We start from the raw sequence: 22,067 nt of genomic DNA, 5'->3' as shown, positions 1-22,067 counted from the left end.
ACTCTCCCTAGCCCTGGCCTTGGGCATTCAATGCCGGATGGACGATCGCGCCGCCGTTGGTGACCAGAGACCCTTTCAGGATCTCGTCTTCCATGTCGGGGGCCAATGCGCCTTCCTTGTTGACAAGCAGGCCGACAAAGGCCTGGAGGTTCTTGGCGTAGAGCGCCGAGGCGTCGGTGGCGATGTTTGTTACGATGTTCGAGAAACCGATGATTTTGACGCCGTTGACGTCGACGATCTGATCGGCGACGCAGCCTTCGACATTGCCGCCTTGCGGGGCGGCCAGATCGATCAGCACCGAGCCCGGTTTCATGCTGGCGACCTGTTCTTTCGTGACCAGGATCGGCGCGGCGCGGCCCGGGATCAGGGCGGTGGTGATGACGATGTCCTGTTTGGCGATGTGGGAGGAAACGAGTGCCGCCTGTTTGGCCTTGTATTCCGCCGACATCTCCTTGGCGTAGCCGCCGGCAGTCTGGGCGTTCTTGAACTCTTCGTCCTCGACAGCCAGGAACTTGCCGCCCAGGGACTCGACCTGTTCCTTCGTGGCCGGGCGGACGTCAGTGGCGGTGACGACCGCGCCCAGACGACGCGCCGTGGCGATGGCCTGCAGGCCGGCGACGCCGACGCCCATAATGAAGGCCTTGGCGGGCGCGACCGTGCCGGCGGCCGTCATCATCATCGGGAAGGCCTTGCCGTAGGCAGCCGCCGCTTCGATGACGGCGCGATAGCCGGCGAGGTTGGCCTGCGACGACAGGGCATCCATGACTTGCGCCCTGGTGATGCGCGGGACGAACTCCATGGCGTAGGCGGTCGCGCCCTTGGTCGCCAGGGCCTGCAATGTTTCTTTTTCGCGGTGGGCGTCGAGCAGCGCAATGACGGTCGCGCCCGGTTTCAGCGCCGCTATCTCGGCGGCCGATGGGTTGCGTACCTTCAGGACGATGTCGCCTCGGGCCGCGGCCTCTGTGCCGGTTGCGGCAATCGTCGCACCGGCGCCTGTATAGGCGTCGTCCGTGATCGCCGCGCCTAGTCCCGCGCCCGTTTCGATTGTAACGGCAAGTCCAGCGCCGGTCCATTTCTTGACCGTTTCCGGGGTTGCCGCGACCCGTGCTTCATTGGCATGGGTTTCCTTGAGTACCGCGATAGTGACAGCCAAGTTGTTATCCCTCTGACTATGGCTTTGGCGGGTGTCTAATTGCATCCGCAACGACATTGGTGTCGCCGTTTATTATCTAAGGTGTGTTATGAGGAATTTGCGGGCAAGTAAAGGTACGAAGTGACTTTACCATTTTTTCCCAGATGTCAGGACATTCAGGGCGCCAAAATGCCAGGCATAACAAGGCTTTCACCGGTGACGCGGCCAATAAACGGGATCGCAAAAGTTCGTGTAAGGACGGCCGGTCAGAATCGTGTTCAGCGCGAGCACGATGATTCGCGCGTCACGCTGAAGCCCTTTGGGATGGGGTGAGATGCTGCGCCTGAGCGCGCCTGGACTTTTTCGTTGTCGCAATATTTAAGGCGAAAACCGCTTCACGCTTTTGGATGCGTCGAACTTCGTTTCGCCATATCGCTTTAGTGGCTGTCCGGCTTTTTCTTCAGCAGGATGAAGCCCAGCACGCCGACGACGGCGCCCGAGATGATGGCGGGAATCCAGCCGGCACCGGGGATGCAGGTCAGGACGACCAGGAAGACCAGAACGACGGCCAGGTGCAGGCTGCCCCACTTGGTCAGGTCAGCGAACAGTTCATAGCTGTGCTTGTGCTGCGAGATGTCCATTTCACCATGGACATAGTCGTTGTGATGATCGTGGTGGTCAGCCATTGGCACAGTCCTAAATCGGTGCAGAGTGCATCTGCGAAACAGTATTGGGTTCGCTCTTACAAAAGGCGGAAGCCTCGGTCAACCTCGCCTACCTTACAGAATGGCTTCAAAGCCGTCGATGAGGCCTTCCAGCCGCGATACGCCCATCTTCCAGAAGCTCTTGTCGCGCGGATTCATGCCGAAGGGCTGGAGCGCCTCGGTATAGGTCCTGGTGCCTCCACCGGCCAAAAGGTTGCGGTATAGCGGCGTGAAGGCGGCCGGATCCTCGCGGCGTTTTTCCATCAGGGCCGAGACCAGCAGGTCGCCGAAGCTGTAGGCGTAGACGTAGAAGGGCGCGTGGACGAAGTGGGAGATATAGGCCCACCAGTATTCGTAGCCGTCGTTGAGCTTGATCGCGGGGCCGAGCGATTCACCCATGACCTCAAGCCACATGGCGTTGATCTCGGGGATGGCGACCTCGCCGGCCTGGCGGGCGGCGTGGAAACGTTCTTCGAAACGGTGGAAGGCGATCTGGCGGATGACCGAGTTCAGGCCGTCCTCGATCTTGCCGGCCAGCAGCGCCTTCTTGTCGTCCTTGCTGGCGTCGGCGACCAGGTGCTCGAAGACCAGGCCCTCAGCAAAGATCGAGGCGGTTTCCGCGAGCGTCAGCGGCGTGTCGGCCAGGATCGAGCCCAGCGGCTGGCACAGGGTCTGGTGAACGGCGTGGCCCAGTTCGTGCGCCAGGGTCAGGACTTCACGGCGGTCCCCGGTGAAGTTCAGCATGACGTACGGGTGACGGTTGGCGGTCACCGGGTGCGCATAGGCGCCGGACGACTTGCCCGGCCGGGGCGCGGCGTCGATCCAGGGCTTGTCGAAGAAGACGCGGGCGCGTTCCTCGAACTCGGGCCCCATCTGGGCAAACGAGTCGAGCACGATGGACTTGGCTTCGTTCCAGCCATAGCGCTTCTGCACCTCCTGTGTCAGGGGTGCGTTGCGGTCCCAGAAGTCGAGCTGCTTGCGGCCCATGATCCGCGCCTTCAACGCGTAATAGCGGTGCGACAGGCCGGCATAGGCTTCGGAGACCGCGTCGGCCATGGCGTCGACGGCGTCCTTGTCGACCTCATTGGCCAGGTGGCGCGAGGCGGCCGGGGTTTCGTACTTCCGCCAGCGATCCTCGACCTGCTTTTCAAAGGCAAGGGTATTGAGACAGAGCGCCAGTACCGGCGCATTCTCTTTTAGCGCATCCGTGAGGCCCAAGGCCGCGGCCTTGCGCACCGCGGGTTCAGGCGCCGACAGGCGGGTGAGGGCCTCATTGAGCGTCAGGCTCTCTTCTTTGTTTTTTGGGCCAACCTTGGCGCGCAGGCGGGTCAGGGTTTCGTCGAACAGGCGCGTCCATTGGCCGACCGCCGGCATGCGCTCCAGCATCAGCCGTTCCAGTTCGGCCGACAGTTCGTGCGGCCTTGAAGCCCGTATACGGCGCAGCCATGGGCGCCACTTCTGTGCCTTTTCGACCGTCTTCAGCGCATTTTCAATTTCCCAGTCTTCGAGCTGGTTCAGTTCGAGACTGAGGAACAGGCTGTCGGCCGAGATCATCGCGGCTTGCGTCCGCAGGTCGGACTCAAGCGTGGCGACGCGCGTGCTTTCACGATCAATGGTTGATGCCAGGGTGGCATAGGCCAGGGCTCCGCCCATCTGGTCCATCGCCTTTTCATACAGCGACGCCGCCTGGTCGATCAGAAGGCCCAGGCGTTCGGCATTGCCGCGCGCCGCCAGAAACTGCCCCTGGAGCTTGGCCAGGTCCTTGACGAAGCCAGCGCCCGCCTTCAGGTCCGCGTCGATGCCGGGATCGTCTGGACCACTATAAAGATCGGAAAGGTCCCAGACCGGCAGGCCGGTGGCGGAATCGACGGGCAGTTGAGTCATGATAAAATCTCGCGGATATATGCTGGCACATAAGCACGCGCCCACAAAAAATCGAGCCGAATTCTGGATTGGTCCACAACTGCGGACAGATTGGATTGGGTGGGGATAAGCTGTGCCGGCGCAGTCCGTGTATGACACATTAACCCTGTGTCTAAACCTGATTTTTATGCCGTTCGGCTAAGACTGTCTCAAAATAAACCGCGCCGTCAGAACGACGGTGTCCGATATAGAGATGGTATGACATGGCCAAGACGATCCTGATCTGTGACGACGATCCCACGCAACGCCGCCTGATTCAGGCTGTGCTGGAACGCGAAGGCTTCGCCGTCCTCCACGCCGAAAACGGCGCGCAGGCCTATGATCGCCTGACGACGACGACCGGGATCGATGCCGTCATCCTCGACCTGGTCATGCCGGGACAATCGGGCATCGACACGCTGAAGGAGATCCGCGCGGCGGGGCTGCGCACGCCGGTCGTGGTGCTGACCGCCTCGGGCGGGATCGACACCGTCGTCAAGGCCATGCAGGCCGGCGCCCAGGACTTCTTCATCAAGCCGGCGTCGCCGGAACGCATCCTCGTCTCGGTGCGCAACGCCTTGCAGATGGGTGACATGGCCGCCGAAGTGACGCGCCTGAAGAAACACGCCACTAATCGCACCTCGTTCGATGACCTGATCGGCACATCGCCGGCCATGACGATGGTCCGCCGTCTGGGCGAACGCGCCGCCAAGTCGTCCATTCCCGTGCTGATCCTTGGCGAAAGCGGCGTCGGTAAGGAACTGATCGCCCGCGCCATCCAAGGTTCGAGCGAGCGTTCGGGCAAGCCCTTCGTCGCCGTCAACTGCGGCGCCCTGCCGGAAAACCTGGTGGAATCGATCCTGTTCGGCCACGAAAAGGGTTCGTTCACCGGTGCCTCCGACAAGCACCTTGGCAAGTTCCAGGAAGCCAACGGCGGCACGCTGTTCCTCGACGAGGTCGGTGAACTGCCGCTCGACATGCAGGTCAAGCTGCTGCGCGCGCTTCAGGAAGGCGAAATCGATCCGGTCGGCTCCAAGCGCCCGGTCAAGGTCGATGTCCGCATCATTTCAGCGACCAACCGCAACCTGGCCGACCAGGTCAAGGCCGGCGCTTTCCGCGAAGACCTGTTTTACCGCCTCAACGTTTTCCCGATCGAAGCGCCTTCACTGCGCGAACGCCGCGACGACATTCCGGCCCTGATCGAGCACTTCATCCGCCGCTTCAATGTCGAAGAGGGCAAGCGGGTCAGCGGTGTGTCGGCCGAAGCCCTGCAGATGTTGTGCGCCTATGAATGGCCGGGGAATGTCCGCCAGCTCGAAAACACCATCTACCGCGCCATCGTCCTGGCCGACAGCCCGCACCTGCAGGCTTACGACTTTCCGGCCATCAGCGGTGTCAACATGCCGGCGCCCGCACCCGTCCCTGCGGCCACGGTCAGCCTGGCCCAGAGTGTCCGCGAGCAGATCGAGGAGGTCAGCGCCCTGCACGATGCTCCGGTCCGCATACTCGATGAGGCCGGCCATCTGCGCAAACTCGAAGACATTGAACGCGATCTGATTGAACACGCCATCAGCGTTTATGCCGGTCACATGTCCGAAGTGGCGCGCCGTCTTGGCATCGGCCGTTCGACTCTGTACCGGAAAGTCCGCGATTGCGGTCTGGAAGGCCTGGTCAAGGAAGCCGGCTAGGGTCAGGTGGGTTGCGTTCAACTTCTGTGCTAATACGGAAATTGACAATGAAATCAACTGTCTGTATTGTTAATATCATTGTTGTAACGGTGGGTGCGGCACAGGCCTGGCCCAGTTCCGGATAAGAGCCACGGGCAAGAGAATAAAGGACTGGCCAGTCCTGCAGGGATTGGCTAGTTTACCGGCTGCATTTAAATGCAAGAGGGATTTTCATGTCTAAGAACTCGTCGCGCGGAGTTGACCGCCGTCTCTTTCTCGCGGGTTCAGTCGCTGCTGCTGGCTTTGCGCCGGCCCTGGCCAACGCCGCGATTGGGGACCTTGTTTACTATGTAGGCTCTTACGCGTCGGGAGGCGGCGTGGGCGTCACCACGCTGTCCTATTCGGCCGCCTATGACAAATGGACCGAAGGCAAAAAGCCGGACCCGACCGTGCCGAACGCCTCTTACGGTGTCTATAGCCCGAAGCTGAAGCGTCATTACGTCGTCAACGAACAGGAAAACGGCCTGATCGGCGTCTATCAAGTGTCTACCAACGGCTCCAAGTGGACCAAGAAGGGCGAAGTGTCCAGCCAGGGCAGTGGACCCTGCTATATCTCACTGGATGCCACGGAATCGTATCTGGCGGTCGCCAACTACAATTCGGGCAATATCGCCGTCTACAAGCTGGATCCGAAGAGCGGCCTGCCGCTCGAACCCGCGATCGTCAAGCAGAATTCGGGTTCCGGCCCCAATACCGATCGACAGCAGGGCCCGCACGCCCACTGGGTCAAGTTCTCGGTCGATCAGAAATACATCTACAGCGTCGATCTGGGCACGGATGAGGTCCTGGGCTACACCTTCGACGCCGCCACCGGCGCCGTCGGTGAAAAGTTCGTCGCCTACAAGTGCGAGCCGGGCTTCGGTCCGCGCCACCTGAACCTGCACCCGTCGGGTCAGGTCGCCCACATTCTGGGCGAACTGGAAAACGCCCTGATTACCCTGCGCCCGAAAGGCGACGGCACGTTCGAGGACGTGCAGTACATCAAAACCCTGCCAGCGGACTTCACCGGCGCCAGCTTCGCCGGCCACATGGCCATGAACGACCTGGGCAATATCCTGTACGTTTCGAACCGTGGCCATAACTCGATCGCGGTCTTCGGCCTGGATACGACCGGCCGCCTGGCGCTGTTGCAGATCATCCCGACCGGCGGTGACTGGCCGCGCTTCTTCTATATCATTCCGGGCTTCGACCGCCTCGTCGTCGCCCACCAGAAGAGCAACGATGTGACGGTCATGGCGCAATATACCAACGGCACCCTGCGCGCCCACAATGCCAAGTTCACTGTGGCCGCACCGGTCTTCCTGGGGCCCGTCGCCTAGAGCGATATGGCGAAAAGTGTAAGCGGTTTTCGCCTTAAATATCGCGACAAAACAAAAACTTAGATCGGCATGATGTTTCCACTTAACATCATACCGATCTAAGGGACCAAAACGGAAATATTATAAACAGAACCGCTACTTATGCCCCTGACGACGTTGTCGCTCAGGGGCTTTTCATTGCAGGTCACCCGAACGGATTCAATCGTTGATTGGCGCTGGATGTGAACACGGAACTCCGCGCCACGGAACCAGCGGGTGGCTTTTGCCTCGTTCCAATGTGACGGCAGTTGCGGGTTGATACAGAGGCCCTCACGGCAGCCCTTGAGGCCCAGCAGGCCCTCGATCAGGCTGCGATAGATCCACGCGGCAGTACCTGTGTTGAACAGGTGCGAGGAGCGTCCTGAGGCGTCTGGGAACTGCCTGTGCGCGCCACGATAATAGTTGGGCAGGAAGATGGGCAACTGGCCGCGGCGCAGCAGGTCTTCCTCGTCGGGGCCGGTTAGCATGCGGCGGAGCAGCTCAAACGCCTTGTCGGCCTGGCCGATCTCATAGAGGCTGTGGATGTAGAATGCGGCGGCGTGGTTATAGACCGAGCCGTTTTCCGCCACACCTGGAAATTTCTGCGTCAGGCGGCCCACATCCTCGCGCATGTGCGTGTAAGCTGGGCCGATCATTTCGACGCCGTAGGGCGTTTCCAGTTGTTCCTCGATGGCCTTGAGCATCAGGGGCGCCTTGCTGGCGTCGGCCGCGCCCGACAAAAGGGCCCAGCTTTGGGCGTTGAGATAGATACGGCCCTCGACGTCCTTTTTTATGCCGAACACGACATCATCATCGGTGATGCCGCGACCGTACCAGTCGCCGTCCCACAGGTGGGTGTTAACGGCGGCATTGAAGCGCTGGGCGGCAGTGGCGAACTCGGAACCGTCGCGGGCGTCAGCCATCAGGATGCCGGCCCACAGACGCAGCGAGTAGGCGGTCGCCATGCTCAGCCAGCCCGAAACACCGCGGCCTTTCCAGCCGACCATGTTCATCGGGTCGTTCCAGTCGCCCTGTTCGATGAAGTTGAGATTGCGATGATCAACTGATTTGATCAACCATTGATTTGCCTTCGACACGCGCTCACGGACGCTGAGCGTTTCGTTCGTGTGCGTGTTGAGAACCGGCACGTCGAGTAGGGCGTAGTCGTCGGTTTCCGACAGGTAGGATTCCAGAAAAAGCGCCAGCCAGACCGCGTGATCCGTGTGCGGAACCTGGTTGATATATTTCAGTTCGGCGCCTTCATACAGCGTGATGCCGTCGGGCATGGCGCCGCTCTCTTCCTGTTGTGACAAGGCTTTGAGAAGAACGGCGCGTGCGGTTTGCGGCTGGACGTAGACGCTGCCCATGGCGTCCTGAAGGAAGTTGCGCGTCTGCGGATCGGTGCTGAGGCGATTGGTGTCGCCATGGTAATAGACCTGGCGCGGCATCCACGCATTGACAAAAGTGGTGAGGTGTTTGTCGCTGAAATCAACATTGATTGATCCGTGTCCCCGTGCCATGTATTGCGCGTAGTCCTGGCGGGCCTGATTAAACCCATCGGCCGACAGGAAGCGCGATTTCAGGCGCGCAATTTCCGGCTCATCGAAGGCCGGACCGAACAGGAAGCGGTGCGTCGTCGTCTCGCCGGGTGCCAGGTCGTGGTCGAACTGCATGGCGCAGATTGGGTTCTCATAGCGCGCCACGCCGCCTGCCAGGCGCGCGCCTTGCAGGCCGTCCGGATTGTGCAGGCCGCCTTCGCCTTCGAAACGCGCCTGGCGCGTCTCAAAGGCCACCGGCGTCTGTTCACTGAGCAGAAAGACCTTGTCCTTCAGGTCCTTGTTTTTGAAGTAGTCGGCGACCTTCTGGTACGGAGTGACGCAATCCGCGACAATGCTGTTCAGGCCGGCGTGGAAGTCCGCCGACTGGTTCATCCAACTCATCAGGCCAAGCGGGAAGGCGGGATAAAGGCTGATACTCTGTGGCGCGTCGCCGGCATTGTGCAGGCGCACCTCCCATAGCTCACACGCCTCATCGACCGGCAGGGTGAGGATAACCTCTATCCACAGATTATCCTGCTGAATTTCCCACGAAATATCCGTCGGGGTGAGGCGGAATTCAAACTTATCAACAGGCTTACGCACAGGCTCGTAAGGCACTGAAAAGATACCGCTATTGTTACGGTTCTTGATGTAGAAAAAACGACCCGGATGGTGGGCATAGGTGCCCTGTTCCGGCAGCATGAAGTGCTTGGCTTCCATGATCTGGGCGCGGGCGTATTTGGCCGGTTCGGGCTGCATGAACTGGGCGGTGGCAAAGCCACGGGCCGTCATGTGGATCATCATGCGCGGGTTCCACAGGTAACCGGCGGCAAGCGGAAGGGCTGTCGCGCTGTGCAGGCGGCAGGTGTCGGCGTCAAAATCTATGAGGGGCATCAGTCGTCTTTTGGGGCTTTGCGGGAAGTCAGTTCGGCCTGCACTTCGGCGAGGCGTTTATCGTTGAGGTCGTAGGCGGCCATGATGACGGCAGACAAAAGGGCCAGGACGCCAGGTACGACGCTCATCAGCAGCAATATGCCTTCCTGGGAGGCGTCGCCCTGGACCTTGTTGGCCTCGTAGCCGAGGCTGGCCAAGGTCCAGCCAATAACGGCCGAAGCCAGCGCCCCGCCTAGTTTCTGGGCGAAGATCGCCGCGGAGAAGGTCATGGCGGTGGCGCGGCGGTTGGTCTTGTATTCCGTATAGTCGGCCGTGTCGGCGTACATGGAAAAGGTCAAAGGCGACTTGGGACCCAAACACAGGCCGATCACCACCTGCATCACATAGGCCAGCCACAGCTGATCCTTCGGGATGAAGTAGAAGGCGATTGAAAAGACACCGACCAGGCCCATCAGGATCATCAGCAGCGACTTCTTGTCGATGAAGCGGGTCATGACGGGGGTGAGGAGGGCGCCGCCGGCCAGGGCGAAGCCGTAGATGGTCAGGAACTCCTTCACCTTGTCGGGTTCGCCGATGAAGTATTTCATATAATAGGGCGCGGCGCCCATGCGGGTCGAAATCGTCACCATGATGACCAGCGACAGCACGAACAGGACCATCCACGGGCGGTTTTGCGACAGGTCGGCGATGTCGCGCCACGGGCTGACCTTTTGTTCCTGCACGGGCGTGATACGCTCACGCGCCGTCGCGAAGACGTTGAAGAAGAACAGGCAGGCCAGAATCCCGTAAAGCGCCATGGTCAGTTGCCAGCCGACCGTGTCATCACCGCCGCCGAACTTCGTCGCGAACCATTTGACCAGGATCGGTGTGCAGTAGGTAACGAAGGTACCGCCGGCGAAGGCGAAGACGAAGCGGAAGCTGTTGATCTGGGTGCGCGACTGCGGATCGTTGGTCAGAACGCCGGACAGGGCGCCGTAGGGGATGCTGACGACCGAATAGACGGCCATCATGATCGCAAAAGTGATATAGGCGTAAATGACCTTGGCGGTGGAATCGAGATCCGGCGTAGTGAAGGTCAGGACGGCCGACACCGCCATGGGGATGGCCGCCCACAGAAGCCACGGGCGATAGCGGCCCCATTTGGTCTTCGTCCGGTCGGAAATGGCACCCATCAACGGATCAACGAACGAATCCAGCAGCTTTGTCGTCAGCAGCATGGTGCCGGCGACGCGCGGATCCAGCCCGAAACTGTCGGTGTAAAATATCAGCAGGAAGGCCGATATGGTCGTCCAGTACAGGTTGAACCCGAAATCGCCCGCGCCGTAGCTTAGACGTTCAAACAGTCCCGGCTTGTTCGCCACGCTTCCATCCTTGCTCATCTTCCCAACCATTTTTTGTCTGTTTGGGCGACGCTAGCACGCATATCTGTGTTTTGGAAAGCGCTGTCATAATTTGGAAGCGGTTTCAATCCATTGGAAGCGGTCTTATTTTTCTTCCGCGTCTTCCAGTTTGCCTCTTCGGGCTTTTTTGCGGATTTCCCGCAGCTTTATGCCCTGGCGGACGGAAAGGGTGCCATTCACGGCGCCCTTGTCGGGATCGGCAAAGGCGCGGCCATAGGTGCGGACGCGGTCTGAAACGCTTTCAAGGAATTCGCCCTCCCATTCGGACAGAGGGACGCCAGCTTCGGTCGCTTCCTTGCGGGCGCGTTCCAACAGTTTCAATGTTGATTTTTGTAGTGCCTGCTGCTGAGCCTTGCGTTGCTCGGCAAGGGAAGGCGGGGCGGGAGGGGATTTTGTGGCGGGCTTGGCCTTGAAGCCTTGACCGGCTTTTATGGACGCCTTGGCCTGCAGCGGCTTTGACCGGGACATGCCCTTAGATGACGTCTTGGATTTAAACGCCATGAGGTGGCATCCGGATATGAAAAAGCCCGCTTTTCATCCGGTAAAGATGGAAAGCGGGCTTAGTGCTGTCAAGCGACCAGATCAGCCTTCGATGGCCGACATGTAGAGTTCGATCAAGGCCTCTTCTTCGGACATCTTGGCCTTGTCCTGCTTACGGATGCGGACGACCTTGCGCAGGATCTTGACGTCGAAACCTTCGCCCTTGGCTTCGGAATAGACTTCCTTCAAGTCCTCACTAACCGCGGCCTTGTCTTCCTCAAGACGTTCAATGCGTTCGATGAACGACTTGAGACGGCCCTGGGCCGCGCCGGAGATGACGTCGTCGGATTGGAAGGAGGGGGCGTCATCGGCCATGGCGGACTTATCCTGAGAGGTGAAAAAAGCACTTGGGCTTAACCATAGCCAAGTGATTCGCTCCTCTCAACTCACGAGCAACGAAAATGTCGTGATTGCCTGTGGATGATTATAGAATACCGGCGTCAACCATGGCCGGCCGCAGGGTTTCTGGCCGGTCGAACAGGTGCGTAACGAAGCCCATGGCCTTGGCGGCTTCGATATTGGCGCGGTTGTCGTCGGTGAAAAAGACGGCCTCGGCCGGCAGGCCCAGGCGCTTGAGGGCAATATCGTAGATGCGCGGATCGGGCTTTACGATCTTTTCGACGCCGGAAATGATGACGTCGCGCATGTGCCGGAAGGCCGGGATTTTTGAGAAGACCATCTCAGCCTTTTCCTGCGGCATGTTGGTCAGCGCATATTGCGGAATGCCTTTGGCTTCCAGTTCTTCGATAATTGCCATGGTCTCCGGAATCGGATCACCCAGCATCTCATCAAAACGATTGTCGAAGGCGTGGATTTCGTCGGCGAACTCGGGGAAATCGACCAGACGCTGAGCGCGATTCTCCGCGAAGGTGACGCCGGCATCGTGTTTGTCGTGCCAACTCATGGGCACGACGTTCGTCAGGAAATGCTGGCGGCGCTCGGCGTCGGCAATGACCTTGCGGAACAGGTTTTCCGGATGCCAGGTGATCATGACATTGCCGATATCGAACAGGACGGCTTTGATTTCTGACATGCAACCTCCGGACACGAAAAAAACGCTTAAAGCGCGGTCGCTTTAAGCGTTTTTCGATGACAGGATCAAGACGCCGAAACGTCTTTAATAACCTGGATTAGCCCTGCTTGGCCTTGAAGCGCGGGTCCGTCTTGTTGATCACATAGACGATGCCCTTGCGGCGCACGATCTTGCAGTCGCGATGGCGACCTTTCAGCGACTTGAGCGAGCTGCGGACTTTCATTGGTTTTCACCTGGTCTTTGTAATAGGCGTTGAGACTGTTCGGCATGCGCGCATCGCCAACCGTCCGGTTGCGCTGTCGCCCGCCAATAGAGGCGCGGTATCTATGGGAGGGCGCGTCCCTTGTCAACGGATTTTGCCTTACCCCCGCCAGATTTCTCGGGATCATTAAGCTTTCACGGTTGGAACTTACATAAATGTCGGCTTAAGATGCCAGCCAAGCCGGTTCGATAATGCCGGGAGGAGAATGAGATGCGGTTTCGCGCCCTGAGCCTGTTTGCTGTCCTGACCGCCTGCGCCAGCACCGGCCCGCAAACGCCCACGCCGTCGACCGCGCCCACGGCCAGCACGCCGGTACCGCAACAGCACCCTGAGATCAGCGCGCCGACCGCCAATGCACCGGCCGCGACGCCCGCGTCTCCTGCGACCAACCCTGTGCCGATTACCGCCTATGGTGATTTCGACGCCTGGAAGCAGGACTTTATCAAAAAGGCCGTCATGCGCGGCTTCGACGCCGGTTTCGTCACGGCGGCGCTGGACGGCGTGCAGCCGTTGCAAAGTGTCAAATCCGCCGACAATCAGCAGCCCGAATTTTCCAAGCCTGCTTCCAGTTATATGCGCCAGGCCGTATCGCCGGCGCGCGCGGCCGCGGCGCGCGCCAGGGTCGAAGCCAACACCAATGTGCCGGCGATCGAAGCGAAATATGGCGTACCGAAGTGCCTGCTGGGCGGCATCTGGTCGATGGAAAGCGATCTGGGCCGCGTCCAGGGCAGTACGGATGTCCTCGCCGCGCTGGCGACCCTGGCCTTCGACGGCCGCCGTCGCGTCTGGGCCGAAGACCAGTTGATCGCCGCCCTGACCATCCTGCGCGACCACAAGATTCCGCGCGAACGCCTCAAGGGGTCGTGGGCCGGGGCCATGGGCCAGACGCAATTCATGCCCGACAGCTATCTGCGCCTGGGTGCCGATGGCGACGGCGACGGCATCGTCGATATCTGGGCCTCTGATTCGGATGCCCTGGCCTCCAGCGCCAACCTGCTGGCCAAGGAAGGCTGGAAGGCTGGACAGGAATGGGCGGTCGAGGTCATCCTGCCGCCGGGCTTCGACTATTATCTGGCCGAGACCGAGAAGACCAAGAAGCCGGCCGACTGGCAGGCTTTGGGCGTCAAGCGCGCCGACGGCGGCTATTTCCGGCCTGAGGAACTCAACGAAAACGGCATTATCCTGTTGCCGTCCGGCGCCAACGGCCCGGCCTTCATGGCGCTGCCGAACCACTACGTCATTCGCAAGTATAATAATTCGACCTCCTACGCGCTGGCGGTCGGCTTGCTGGCCGACGGCGTCTGCGGCAAGGACAGCACCGTCACGCCGTGGCCGGTCGAGCCGCCGCTCAGCCTGGATCAGCGCATGAAGACCCAGGAAGCGCTGAAGGCCGCGGGTTTCAACCCGGGCACGATCGACGGCGTCATTGGCGTCGGAACGCGCCAGGCGATTCGCGAATGGCAGAAGGCGAACAACGAACCGGCCGACGGCTATCTCAGCTTCGATCTGGCCAACCGCTTCGTCGTCATGCAGGGCGGGACGCCGGCGGTCAGGCCAAGCTGACACTGGAAACAGACCGACTTATTAAAAAAGAGAATTAGCCCGCCCGCGCGGGAAACCGCCTCTTAATGATTAACACCCATAGTGCGCCTGAATAATAGGCTTGGGTGTGTGTCTGAATGTTCCAGATCATCGGTATCGTCGTTCTGTTCGCCATGGTGTTCGGCAGCTATCTGTTGTCGGGCGGCAGCATGGCGCCCATCCTGCACTCATTGCCCTTCGAAATGATGGGCATCGGCGGCGCTGCGGCGGGGGCGGCGCTTATCGCCAATGACCTGACGACGCTCAAAGGCATGGGCGCGGGCATGGGCAAGGTGTTCGGCGGTTCCAAGTGGAAGGCGTCGGATTATCGCGATCTTCTTTCGCTGCTGTTCCTGTTGACCAAGACCATGAAATCCAAGGGCGTCATCGCCCTGGAAAGCCATATCGAAAAGCCGCACGATTCGACGATCTTCACCCGTTTCCCGAAGATCATGAAGGATCACTTCGCCATCGATTTCATCTGCGATACGCTGCGTATGATGACCATGAACCTCGAGGACCCGCACCAGGTCGAGGACGCCATGGAAAAGCAGCTTGAAAAGCATCACCACGAAGCCCTGCACCCGGCTCACGCGATGCAAAGCATGGCCGACGCATTCCCGGCTCTGGGTATCGTCGTCGCCGTTATGGGCGTGGTCAAGACCATGGGTTCGATCACTGAGCCGCCGGAAATCCTGGGCGGCATGATCGGTGGCGCGCTCGTCGGTACCTTCCTGGGCGTTCTGCTCGCCTATGGCCTGGCGGGGCCGTTCGCGACCCGTATGTCGGGGGTCATCGAGGAAGAGGGCGCCTTCTACAAGATCATCCAGTCGGTACTGGTCGCCCACCTGCATGGCAACGCCGCGCAGATATCGGTTGAAATCGGCCGTGGCAGCATCCCGTCGGTCTCGCAGCCGTCCTTCGCCGAGATGGAAGAGGCGCTGAACAACATCCCGAACGAAGCGGCGTAATACACGCTGCTCGAATCGATATAGCTTTTGTTAACGCGTTTCCGGTCAATATGGATGGGTTCAGGGCCGTATTTTCGTCCAGGCCACGCGTGATCGGGGCGGATGCACCTCGCGCATGAGGTGACGACGTTGAAACTTTTCGCCGGTTAAGCCGCGGAATGCGCAGGTTTTGCGCACTTTTTCTCCTTATTTGATGAAATATATCCTCATTGTTGCAAACGGTGATCACAAAAATGTGAAATACCCTCTTGCGAGACTCACCCGTTTTGAGTATGAGTCTGTGCGTGGGCCAAGGTTTACAGTTCCTTGCCCTCTAACGTTAGAAACAAAGGATCTGGATCCATGACCTCCAAAATCGTTCGCTCGGCCCTGATCGCCGCCGCCGCCGTCGCCGCTCTGTCGGTTGCCGCTTGCCAGCCGAAGGCCGCTGAAGAAGCCGCCACCTCAGAAGCCGCTCCGGCCGTTGAAGCCGCTCCGGCCGACGCTTCGGCTTCGGAAGCTGCTCCGGCTGCTGACGCTTCGGCCTCGCCGGCCGCTGCTGAAGCTGCTGCTCCGGCTGCTGCTCACTAATCATTCGCCCATACGGGCATTGATTTGACGAAGGGCTGCGCGATCGTCGCGCAGCCCTTTTGTTTGTGCTAAAGGCGTGAGCATGAAGCACTTACGAATCGCTACTGCTGTTCTGGCATGCCTGCTGGCCGCCACCGCCTGTTCCAAGGAAGAGGCGCACGAGGAAGCGCCTGCCGAGGAAACGCACGGCGACCTGCCGGCGGTCGACGCCACCGCCAGCCAGGATGCCGAAGCCGCCATCGCGGCCGCCATGGCCGCGTCGCCAACGGCGCTTGAGGCGCCGGCCGGAGCGCCTTCGGCTACGGCGTCTTCGAGCGCGGCGGCGTCACCGGCGCCCGCGCCCGCGCCCGCTGAGACGCATGCGCCGGCACACTGACTGCGTGTGTATATTTGTGTACACAAGGGCCGATATCAAAGCCTTTGTGAATGCGTCGGTTTAGGGTATGAGTCTTCGCCGTGGCCGTGGGTCACGCTTTTGTATACCTAACGTTAGAAACAAAGGATCTGGATCATGACCTCCAAAATCGTTCGTTCGGCCCTGATCGCCGCCGCTGCCGTCGCCGCCCTCTCGGTCGCCGCTTGCCAGCCGAAGCCCGCTGCTGAAGAAGCCGCCGCTTCGGAAGCCGCTCCGACCGAAATGGCGCCTGTCGTCGACGCTTCGGCTTCGGAAGCCGCTCCGGCCGCCGACACGTCGGCTTCGCCGGCCGCTGCCGCTGCTCCGGCTGCTGCTCACTAATCATTCGCCCGTACGGGCAATGGTTTGACGAAGGGCCGCGCGATGATCGCGCGGCCCTTTTGTTGTAATGACCCACGATCCGCAGCTTTATTTCGCCGAAGACGGCACGCCCCGGTCGGCGCGTTTCGGCGACATCTACTATTCCCCTCAGGATGGCCTGAGCGAATCGCGGGCCGTCTTTCTTCAGGGATGCGGCCTGCCGGACGCCTGGGGGGCGGCCGGGCATTTCAGCGTGCTGGAACTTGGCTTCGGAACCGGCCTGAACATCGCCGCCCTGATGCAGCTTTGGCTGGCGAATCGGCCGGCCGGCGGGCATCTCCATATATTCTCCATCGAGGGCTTCCTGATGACCGCGGATGCGGCCGGGGCGGCGCTTGCCAACTGGCCGGAACTCGACGCGTTTCGGGACGCCTTGCTGACGCAATGGCCGCAGGCGCGGCATGGCTTTCATTATATGGATTTCCCGCAGTGGGGCGTCAGCGTGACCGTCGCGCTGATGGATGTGCGCGAGGCGCTGAGTGCCTGGGGCGGGGCGGCCGACGCCATATTCCTCGACGGCTTTTCACCGGCCCTCAATCCCGACATGTGGTCGGAGGACGTCATGCATCTCATCGCCGCCCGTTCGCGGCCGGGCGCACGGCTGGCTACCTTTACCGTGGCCGGTTTTGTCCGGCGCGAGCTGCAGGCGGCTGGCTTTTCCGTCGAAAAGCGGCCGGGCTTCGGTCGCAAGCGCGAGCGGCTGGAGGCGATTTTTCCGGGCGAGATCGCGCCCATGATCGCGCCCATGATCGCGCCCATGATCGCGCCCATGACCTCGCCGAAGCGCATAGCCATCATAGGCGCCGGTATCGCCGGCGCGTCGGTGGCGTATCAGGCGGCGCGGTTGGGCGTCCAGGCCGATGTTTTCGAAGCGGCCGGCGCAGGCGCGGGCGCCTCCGGAAATCCAGCGGCCCTGGTCACACCCCGGCTGGATGCGGGCGACACCGTCATTGCCGGCCTGTTCGCCGACGCGCACGCCTATGCGACGGCGCTTTACAGGCGCGAGTGGCCGCAAAGCGTCATCGCGACCTCGGTCTGTCATTGCGAAAGCCAGCCGCGCGATGCGGCGCGCTTCGACCGCCTGGCCGGCCAGCCCGTGTTTGCCGCGGGCGCGCTGACGCGTTTCGGTAAAGGCGACGCGGCGGAGATGCCAGAAGCATCAGGGCTGATCATGCGCGATGCGCTGACGGTCGCGCCCGCCAGCCTTTTGGCGGGATTGCTGGCAGGTACGACGGTGATCGCCGACAGGGTCGCAGAGGTCGCATCGCGCGCCGATGGCGTGCGTGTGCGCACCGCGTCGGGTAGGCATCATGTGTATGACGCGGTCGTCATGGCCTGTGGCGACGGTATCTTCGACCTGGGGAGCGTCGCGATGGATCATGCCCTCCGGCCGGTGCGGGGACAGATCGAAGCCGTATCCAGCGACGCCCGGCCGGTACGCGGCATCAGCTGGGGCGGCTACCTGGCGCCATCCGGGAGCGGCTTTGTCTTTGGCGCCACTCACGACCGCGACGACCGTGGGACCGCGCCGCGTGAAACCGACCGCGAGCGCAATCTCGAGGGCCTGCGAGCGCATCTGCCGCAGGTTGCGGACAGCCTGGAGGGCAGGGCGATAAGCTCGCGCGCTTCGATCCGGGTAACGACACGGGACCACTTGCCGATGATGGGAGAGGTCGCGGCGGGCGTCTACGCCCTGACCGGGCTGGGGGCGCGCGGGTTTTGCCTGGCGCCTTTGCTGGCGCGTGATATCGTGGCGCGGATCGCGGGCGCGCCCTCATGCCTGACTGTGGCGGCGGGGCACCGGCTGACATCCAGCCGGCTGCGCCGGATGTATACGTAATAATCGTTCATCCACCGTTCAGCTTGGTGGGCGTAGCCATGACAGCGGAGAGAACCACCATGAAAACATCAGCACTCCTGGCTTCCGGTCTCATCGTCGCCGCGGGTCTTGGCGGCATTGGCATGGCCTGGGCGGCATCGAACCGGCCCAGCGGCAATGTCGATCCGGGGCGTGACCGTAATGCCTGTTTCGATCCCGACTTTATCCGGGGCTTCCAGACGCCTGGCAACGGCAAGGTTGTCATCCTTGCCAACAACAATGAAGCCTATGAGCTGACCGTGCCGGCCTGCATCGGTCTTGAAGACAGCATGTTTATCGGTTTGAAGACCCGTCACGGCGGTGACATATGCGGTCCCTTCGACGCCGATGTCGTCTATGAGAACTTTGGTCGCCGCGACGTCTGCAGGGTCTCGAACGTCCGCCACCTGCAAGGCGAGGAGGCAGCCGAATATATCCGCAAACCTATCCGGGAAAACAAGAAGAAGGAGGAGGGAGCCGCGCCCGCGTCTTCATCCAAGAACTGGTAACAAGGGAGGTTTCAAATGACTTTACACCATCTCATCAAGAAGGCCGCTGTCGTGGCGGCCAGCGTCGTTACCGGCGGCGTCATCGTCGCGGCGGCCTCCGTCGCCGTCACCGCCAATGCCCAGGATAATAACTGGGGCAACACGGCGCAGAGCCAGGTCACTGAAAGCAAGCGTACCCCGCCGAAATGCCTGGATGCCCGCAATGCCGGCGGCTTTCATGTCGTCGATGAAAAGACGCTGCTGGTCCGCGATGGCTTCGGCAATGGCTATCTGCTCGACATCGGCGGTCCGTGCCGCAGCATGACCAACATGTCGCAGTTCGGTTTCGAACTTTATGGCTCGAGCGAGATCTGCCGCCCGCACGACGCCAAGATCCTCTATTCGCACTCGGGCGAAATGCCGGTCAAATGCCTGATCAACGGCATCAAGCCCGTAAGCCGCGAAGAGGCCGACGCGCTGCTGGAAAAGGATTAAAGTGTCGCCGGCGTTTTTCCCGAGACGCCGGTTAAGGTTTTTGCTTTGTCGCGATATCGGCCGGAACCGCCGACACTTTCAGGCCATATCGCTAAGTTTTGTTTTGTCGCGATATTTAGCCGAAAGCCGCTTCACACTTTTCGGCATATCGCTCTGCCTGTCAGGAGGCTCGAAAATGGGGAAACTGAACGCAAAAGCGGCCGTACGCGGCCGCCTCATTGCTGTCGGACTGGCGGTCTCCGCCGCCGGTCTGATCGTCGCGGCATGCAGTACCGTGCCCGGAGATACCGCCGATGCCGGCGAGAAGGCGTCGCCGAGGCGCTGTTTGTCGGCGCCGCTGGATACGACGCGTGTCCTGGACGGCAAGACGCTCTTCGTTGAGGATCGCAGCGGCACGGCCGCTCTGCTTCATATGAACGCGTCGTGCCTGGGAAGCGACTTTGACCCGGTTGGCTTTACCTTCCGGGGCTCAAGCCAGATATGTCATCCGATCGACGCCGAGATCAAGGGACAGATCAATACGGTCGCCATTCCTTGCTTCGTGAAATCGATCGAGATTCTCGACAAGGAACGCGCCAAGGAGCTCCGCTTCGGTGCGAAAAAGGACAACAGCTGGTAAAATAAAGGCCCGGAGGCAAGTCCGGGCCTTTTTTATCTGCAGTGATGGCTCAGTCGTTGTCCATCTTGAGGGCGGCGATAAAGGCTTCCTGCGGGATTTCGACCTTGCCGAACTGCCGCATCCGCTTCTTGCCTTCCTTCTGCTTCTCCAAAAGCTTCTTCTTCCGCGTGGCGTCACCCCCGTAGCACTTGGCCGTCACGTCCTTGCGCAGGGCGCGCACGGTTTCGCGCGCGATGATCCGCCCGCCGATAGCCGCCTGGATCGGGATGACGAACATGTGCTGAGGGATCAGGTCCTTCATCTTTTCGCACATGCCACGGCCGCGCGCCTCGGCCCGGTCGCGGTGGACCAGCATCGACAGCGCATCGACCGGCTCGGCATTGACCAGGATCGACATCTTGACCAGGTCGCCTTCGCGGTACTCCTCGATCGTGTAGTCGAAGCTGGCATAGCCCTTGGAGACCGATTTCAGGCGGTCGTAGAAGTCGAAGACGACTTCATTGAGCGGCAGGTTATAGACGACCATGGCGCGGTTGCCGACATAGGACAGGTCGACTTGCTCGCCACGGCGGTCCTGGCATAGCTTGATGATGGCGCCCAGATAGTCGTCGGGGCAGAAGATGGTCGCCTTGATCCACGGCTCTTCGATATGGTCGGTCTTGACCGGATCGGGCATGTCGGCTGGATTGTGCAGGTCGATGACATCGCCATTGTTCATGTAGATCTTGTAGACGACCGACGGCGCCGTCGCGATCAGGTCGAGATTGAACTCACGCGACAGGCGCTCCTGAATGATTTCCAGGTGCAGCAACCCCAGGAAGCCGCAGCGGAAGCCAAAGCCGAGCGCGGCCGAGGTTTCCATTTCGTAAGAGAAGCTGGCGTCGTTGAGACGCAGGCGGCTCATGGCGGCGCGCAGGTCTTCGAAGTCGGCGGCGTCGACCGGGAAGATGCCGCAGAAGACGACCGGCTGGACTTCCTTGAAGCCCGTCATGGCGGCGGAGGTGGGTTTACGTTCATCGGTGATGGTGTCGCCGACGGCGGCGTCGCCGACCTCCTTGATCTGGCCGGTGAAGAAGCCGATCTCGCCCGGGCCCAGTGCTTCGACATCGGTCGCCTTGGGCTGGAAGGTGCCGAGCTTGTCGATCTTGTAGGTCGCGCCGGCGTTCATCAGCTTGACCTGCTGGCCGGGCTTCATGACGCCGTCGAAGATGCGGACCAGGACGACGACGCCGAGATAGGGGTCGTACCAGGCGTCGACCAGCAGGGCCTTCAGCGGCGCTGTGACGTCGCCCTTGGGCGCGGGCAGGCGGGTGACGACGGCTTCCAGCACGTCCTCGATGCCGATGCCGGACTTGGCCGACGCCAGGACGGCATCCGACGCGTCGATGCCGATGACGTCCTCGATCTGGGCGCGGACGCGCTCGGGCTCAGCGGCCGGCAGGTCGATCTTGTTGAGGACCGGGACGATCTCGTGATTGTTGTCGATGGCCTGGTAGACATTGGCCAGGGTCTGGGCCTCGACGCCCTGGGAGGCGTCGACGACCAGGATAGAGCCTTCACAGGCGGCCAGCGAGCGCGAGACTTCGTAGGCGAAGTCGACGTGACCCGGCGTGTCCATCAGGTTCAGGATGTAGGTCTTGCCGTCACGGGCCTTGTAGTTGAGGCGAACGGTCTGGGCCTTGATGGTAATGCCGCGCTCGCGCTCGATCTCCATATTGTCGAGGACCTGCTCCTTCATCTCGCGCGCGGTCAGGCCGCCGGTGAACTGGATCAGGCGGTCGGACAGGGTCGATTTGCCGTGGTCGATGTGGGCGACGATGGAGAAGTTACGAATAAGGGACAGGTCAGTGCTCATGCGCCGGGCGATAGCATGATGCGCCCGAGTAAGGAAGCAACTCCGCAAAATATGTGCGGATTCTGGCAGCGTCGGCTATCCTGCGTCCATCTGTGGGGAGGTTTAGGAAAGATGACGGAGCACGTACCCTACGATTTCGGGGTTTTCTACCGGGTCAAGGTGGTAGTCGGTAGTGGTGGCAAAGGGGCTGAGGCCAAATTTAACTTTAAACGCAAAAAGGAGATGGAGACCTTTTTGAAACATGTAAGAAAAATGCCCAACGTCCGGACGTTTCAACTTGGCAAGCACACAGCGGTCTCAGCCCGAAACGCGGTTACAGCAGTGATGGATTTAGTTGCTGCTTCGGAGAAGAGGGCCATAGTTTCCGACGATCATCCGGAATGAAA

The 22,067-nt window shown here is 60.9% G+C and carries 22 protein-coding genes; 12 read left to right on the top strand and 10 right to left on the bottom strand.

All coding sequences use genetic code 11. The features are described 5' to 3' along the window. Nucleotides 1-7 precede the first annotated feature (7 nt). The 3 genes from J2X24_RS05695 to J2X24_RS05685 form a co-directional block, all read right to left on the bottom strand. Complete coding sequence (locus tag J2X24_RS05695) at nt 8-1,153, bottom strand: Re/Si-specific NAD(P)(+) transhydrogenase subunit alpha (protein WP_404977814.1); 1,146 nt, start codon at nt 1,151-1,153, stop codon at nt 8-10. Nucleotides 1,154-1,569: 416 nt separating this feature from the next. Further along, nucleotides 1,570-1,818: an aa3-type cytochrome c oxidase subunit IV gene (locus J2X24_RS05690; RefSeq protein WP_209717890.1), complete on the bottom strand. Its 249-nt coding sequence runs from the start codon at nt 1,816-1,818 to the stop codon at nt 1,570-1,572. Nucleotides 1,819-1,911: 93 nt separating this feature from the next. Then, complete coding sequence (locus tag J2X24_RS05685; protein ID WP_209717887.1) at nt 1,912-3,720, bottom strand: M3 family oligoendopeptidase; 1,809 nt, start codon at nt 3,718-3,720, stop codon at nt 1,912-1,914. A 242-nt stretch (nt 3,721-3,962) separates the two neighbouring features. Between J2X24_RS05685 and J2X24_RS05680 the strand changes: the two genes are divergently transcribed. Both J2X24_RS05680 and J2X24_RS05675 read left to right on the top strand, forming a co-directional pair. Further along, the gene (locus J2X24_RS05680; protein WP_209717884.1) at nt 3,963-5,426 is read left to right on the top strand and encodes a sigma-54-dependent transcriptional regulator; all 1,464 of its coding nucleotides are present in this window, start codon (nt 3,963-3,965) and stop codon (nt 5,424-5,426) included. Between the two features lie 212 nt (nt 5,427-5,638). Next, the gene (locus tag J2X24_RS05675) at nt 5,639-6,784 is read left to right on the top strand and encodes a lactonase family protein (protein ID WP_209717881.1); all 1,146 of its coding nucleotides are present in this window, start codon (nt 5,639-5,641) and stop codon (nt 6,782-6,784) included. A 98-nt stretch (nt 6,785-6,882) separates the two neighbouring features. Here J2X24_RS05675 and J2X24_RS05670 read toward each other — a convergent pair whose 3' ends face one another. The 6 genes from J2X24_RS05670 to ykgO form a co-directional block, all read right to left on the bottom strand. After that, nucleotides 6,883-9,234, bottom strand: coding sequence for a GH36-type glycosyl hydrolase domain-containing protein (locus J2X24_RS05670; RefSeq protein WP_209717878.1), 2,352 nt, complete (start codon nt 9,232-9,234; stop codon nt 6,883-6,885). Beyond that, entirely contained in the window at nt 9,234-10,613 is a 1,380-nt protein-coding gene (locus J2X24_RS05665; RefSeq protein ID WP_209717874.1) for an MFS transporter, read from the bottom strand. Before J2X24_RS05665 ends, J2X24_RS05670 begins: the two co-directional genes overlap by 1 nt. Nucleotides 10,614-10,718: 105 nt before the next feature. Beyond that, a complete protein-coding gene (locus tag J2X24_RS05660) occupies nt 10,719-11,135 on the bottom strand; it encodes a hypothetical protein (protein WP_209717871.1) in 417 nt (138 codons plus the stop codon). Between the two features lie 81 nt (nt 11,136-11,216). Beyond that, the gene (gene gapR / locus J2X24_RS05655; RefSeq protein WP_192619903.1) at nt 11,217-11,489 is read right to left on the bottom strand and encodes a nucleoid-associated protein GapR; all 273 of its coding nucleotides are present in this window, start codon (nt 11,487-11,489) and stop codon (nt 11,217-11,219) included. Between the two features lie 109 nt (nt 11,490-11,598). After that, complete coding sequence (locus tag J2X24_RS05650) at nt 11,599-12,207, bottom strand: HAD family hydrolase (protein WP_209717868.1); 609 nt, start codon at nt 12,205-12,207, stop codon at nt 11,599-11,601. Nucleotides 12,208-12,304: 97 nt separating this feature from the next. Continuing rightward, the gene (gene ykgO, locus J2X24_RS05645; RefSeq protein WP_090644072.1) at nt 12,305-12,430 is read right to left on the bottom strand and encodes a type B 50S ribosomal protein L36; all 126 of its coding nucleotides are present in this window, start codon (nt 12,428-12,430) and stop codon (nt 12,305-12,307) included. A gap of 249 nt (nt 12,431-12,679) precedes the next feature. On the opposite strand from ykgO, the gene J2X24_RS05640 reads away from it, so the two are divergent. The 9 genes from J2X24_RS05640 to J2X24_RS05600 all read left to right on the top strand — a co-directional run bounded on the left by J2X24_RS05640 (nt 12,680) and on the right by J2X24_RS05600 (nt 19,826). Then, nucleotides 12,680-14,032, top strand: a complete 1,353-nt coding sequence (locus J2X24_RS05640; RefSeq protein WP_209717866.1) for a lytic murein transglycosylase — start codon at nt 12,680-12,682, stop codon at nt 14,030-14,032. 116 nt (nt 14,033-14,148) lie between these two features. Next, nucleotides 14,149-15,021 carry a flagellar motor stator protein MotA gene (motA, locus tag J2X24_RS05635; RefSeq protein WP_209717864.1) on the top strand — a complete coding sequence of 291 codons (873 nt, stop codon included), beginning with the start codon at nt 14,149-14,151 and terminating at the stop codon, nt 15,019-15,021. Nucleotides 15,022-15,363: 342 nt separating this feature from the next. Beyond that, nucleotides 15,364-15,591 carry a hypothetical protein gene (locus J2X24_RS05630; RefSeq protein WP_209717862.1) on the top strand — a complete coding sequence of 76 codons (228 nt, stop codon included), beginning with the start codon at nt 15,364-15,366 and terminating at the stop codon, nt 15,589-15,591. Nucleotides 15,592-15,673: 82 nt separating this feature from the next. Beyond that, nucleotides 15,674-15,967, top strand: a complete 294-nt coding sequence (locus J2X24_RS05625; protein WP_209717860.1) for a hypothetical protein — start codon at nt 15,674-15,676, stop codon at nt 15,965-15,967. A gap of 135 nt (nt 15,968-16,102) precedes the next feature. Beyond that, nucleotides 16,103-16,327 carry a hypothetical protein gene (locus J2X24_RS05620; RefSeq protein WP_209717857.1) on the top strand — a complete coding sequence of 75 codons (225 nt, stop codon included), beginning with the start codon at nt 16,103-16,105 and terminating at the stop codon, nt 16,325-16,327. Between the two features lie 67 nt (nt 16,328-16,394). Then, complete coding sequence (gene mnmC2 / locus J2X24_RS05615; protein ID WP_209717854.1) at nt 16,395-18,206, top strand: tRNA (5-methylaminomethyl-2-thiouridine)(34)-methyltransferase MnmC2; 1,812 nt, start codon at nt 16,395-16,397, stop codon at nt 18,204-18,206. A 59-nt stretch (nt 18,207-18,265) separates the two neighbouring features. Further along, nucleotides 18,266-18,733 (top strand): DUF6491 family protein, encoded by a 468-nt coding sequence (locus J2X24_RS05610; protein ID WP_209717851.1) that lies wholly within the window; start codon nt 18,266-18,268, stop codon nt 18,731-18,733. Nucleotides 18,734-18,748: 15 nt separating this feature from the next. Continuing rightward, nucleotides 18,749-19,207, top strand: coding sequence for a DUF6491 family protein (locus J2X24_RS05605; protein WP_209717848.1), 459 nt, complete (start codon nt 18,749-18,751; stop codon nt 19,205-19,207). 175 nt (nt 19,208-19,382) lie between these two features. Continuing rightward, complete coding sequence (locus tag J2X24_RS05600) at nt 19,383-19,826, top strand: DUF6491 family protein (protein WP_209717845.1); 444 nt, start codon at nt 19,383-19,385, stop codon at nt 19,824-19,826. A 49-nt stretch (nt 19,827-19,875) separates the two neighbouring features. Here J2X24_RS05600 and lepA read toward each other — a convergent pair whose 3' ends face one another. Beyond that, nucleotides 19,876-21,681: a translation elongation factor 4 gene (gene lepA, locus J2X24_RS05595; RefSeq protein WP_209717842.1), complete on the bottom strand. Its 1,806-nt coding sequence runs from the start codon at nt 21,679-21,681 to the stop codon at nt 19,876-19,878. 111 nt (nt 21,682-21,792) lie between these two features. On the opposite strand from lepA, the gene J2X24_RS05590 reads away from it, so the two are divergent. After that, complete coding sequence (locus J2X24_RS05590) at nt 21,793-22,065, top strand: hypothetical protein (protein ID WP_209717839.1); 273 nt, start codon at nt 21,793-21,795, stop codon at nt 22,063-22,065. Nucleotides 22,066-22,067 lie beyond the last annotated feature (2 nt).

It is taken from the genome of Asticcacaulis solisilvae (genome assembly GCF_017875235.1).
GTDB lineage: Bacteria > Pseudomonadota > Alphaproteobacteria > Caulobacterales > Caulobacteraceae > Asticcacaulis > Asticcacaulis solisilvae_A.
The sequence above is the reverse complement of the archived record's forward strand: the minus strand, read 5'-3'. Positions and strand labels throughout refer to the sequence as shown.

What these genes read in the sequence shown, in the direction of transcription:
- J2X24_RS05600 (WP_209717845.1), top strand. Translation starts at nt 19,383, where the DNA reads ATGGGGAAACTGAACGCAAAAGCGGCCGTACGCGGCCGCCTCATTGCT.
- J2X24_RS05690 (WP_209717890.1), bottom strand. Translation starts at nt 1,818, where the DNA reads ATGGCTGACCACCACGATCATCACAACGACTATGTCCATGGTGAAATG.
- J2X24_RS05605 (WP_209717848.1), top strand. Translation starts at nt 18,749, where the DNA reads ATGACTTTACACCATCTCATCAAGAAGGCCGCTGTCGTGGCGGCCAGC.
- J2X24_RS05610 (WP_209717851.1), top strand. Translation starts at nt 18,266, where the DNA reads ATGAAAACATCAGCACTCCTGGCTTCCGGTCTCATCGTCGCCGCGGGT.
- J2X24_RS05660 (WP_209717871.1), bottom strand. Translation starts at nt 11,135, where the DNA reads ATGGCGTTTAAATCCAAGACGTCATCTAAGGGCATGTCCCGGTCAAAG.
- J2X24_RS05685 (WP_209717887.1), bottom strand. Translation starts at nt 3,720, where the DNA reads ATGACTCAACTGCCCGTCGATTCCGCCACCGGCCTGCCGGTCTGGGAC.
- J2X24_RS05625 (WP_209717860.1), top strand. Translation starts at nt 15,674, where the DNA reads ATGAAGCACTTACGAATCGCTACTGCTGTTCTGGCATGCCTGCTGGCC.
- J2X24_RS05665 (WP_209717874.1), bottom strand. Translation starts at nt 10,613, where the DNA reads ATGAGCAAGGATGGAAGCGTGGCGAACAAGCCGGGACTGTTTGAACGT.
- J2X24_RS05590 (WP_209717839.1), top strand. Translation starts at nt 21,793, where the DNA reads ATGACGGAGCACGTACCCTACGATTTCGGGGTTTTCTACCGGGTCAAG.
- J2X24_RS05630 (WP_209717862.1), top strand. Translation starts at nt 15,364, where the DNA reads ATGACCTCCAAAATCGTTCGCTCGGCCCTGATCGCCGCCGCCGCCGTC.
- gapR (WP_192619903.1), bottom strand. Translation starts at nt 11,489, where the DNA reads ATGGCCGATGACGCCCCCTCCTTCCAATCCGACGACGTCATCTCCGGC.
- lepA (WP_209717842.1), bottom strand. Translation starts at nt 21,681, where the DNA reads ATGAGCACTGACCTGTCCCTTATTCGTAACTTCTCCATCGTCGCCCAC.
- J2X24_RS05675 (WP_209717881.1), top strand. Translation starts at nt 5,639, where the DNA reads ATGTCTAAGAACTCGTCGCGCGGAGTTGACCGCCGTCTCTTTCTCGCG.
- J2X24_RS05680 (WP_209717884.1), top strand. Translation starts at nt 3,963, where the DNA reads ATGGCCAAGACGATCCTGATCTGTGACGACGATCCCACGCAACGCCGC.
- ykgO (WP_090644072.1), bottom strand. Translation starts at nt 12,430, where the DNA reads ATGAAAGTCCGCAGCTCGCTCAAGTCGCTGAAAGGTCGCCATCGCGAC.
- J2X24_RS05650 (WP_209717868.1), bottom strand. Translation starts at nt 12,207, where the DNA reads ATGTCAGAAATCAAAGCCGTCCTGTTCGATATCGGCAATGTCATGATC.
- J2X24_RS05670 (WP_209717878.1), bottom strand. Translation starts at nt 9,234, where the DNA reads ATGCCCCTCATAGATTTTGACGCCGACACCTGCCGCCTGCACAGCGCG.
- J2X24_RS05620 (WP_209717857.1), top strand. Translation starts at nt 16,103, where the DNA reads ATGACCTCCAAAATCGTTCGTTCGGCCCTGATCGCCGCCGCTGCCGTC.
- motA (WP_209717864.1), top strand. Translation starts at nt 14,149, where the DNA reads ATGTTCCAGATCATCGGTATCGTCGTTCTGTTCGCCATGGTGTTCGGC.
- mnmC2 (WP_209717854.1), top strand. Translation starts at nt 16,395, where the DNA reads ATGACCCACGATCCGCAGCTTTATTTCGCCGAAGACGGCACGCCCCGG.
- J2X24_RS05640 (WP_209717866.1), top strand. Translation starts at nt 12,680, where the DNA reads ATGCGGTTTCGCGCCCTGAGCCTGTTTGCTGTCCTGACCGCCTGCGCC.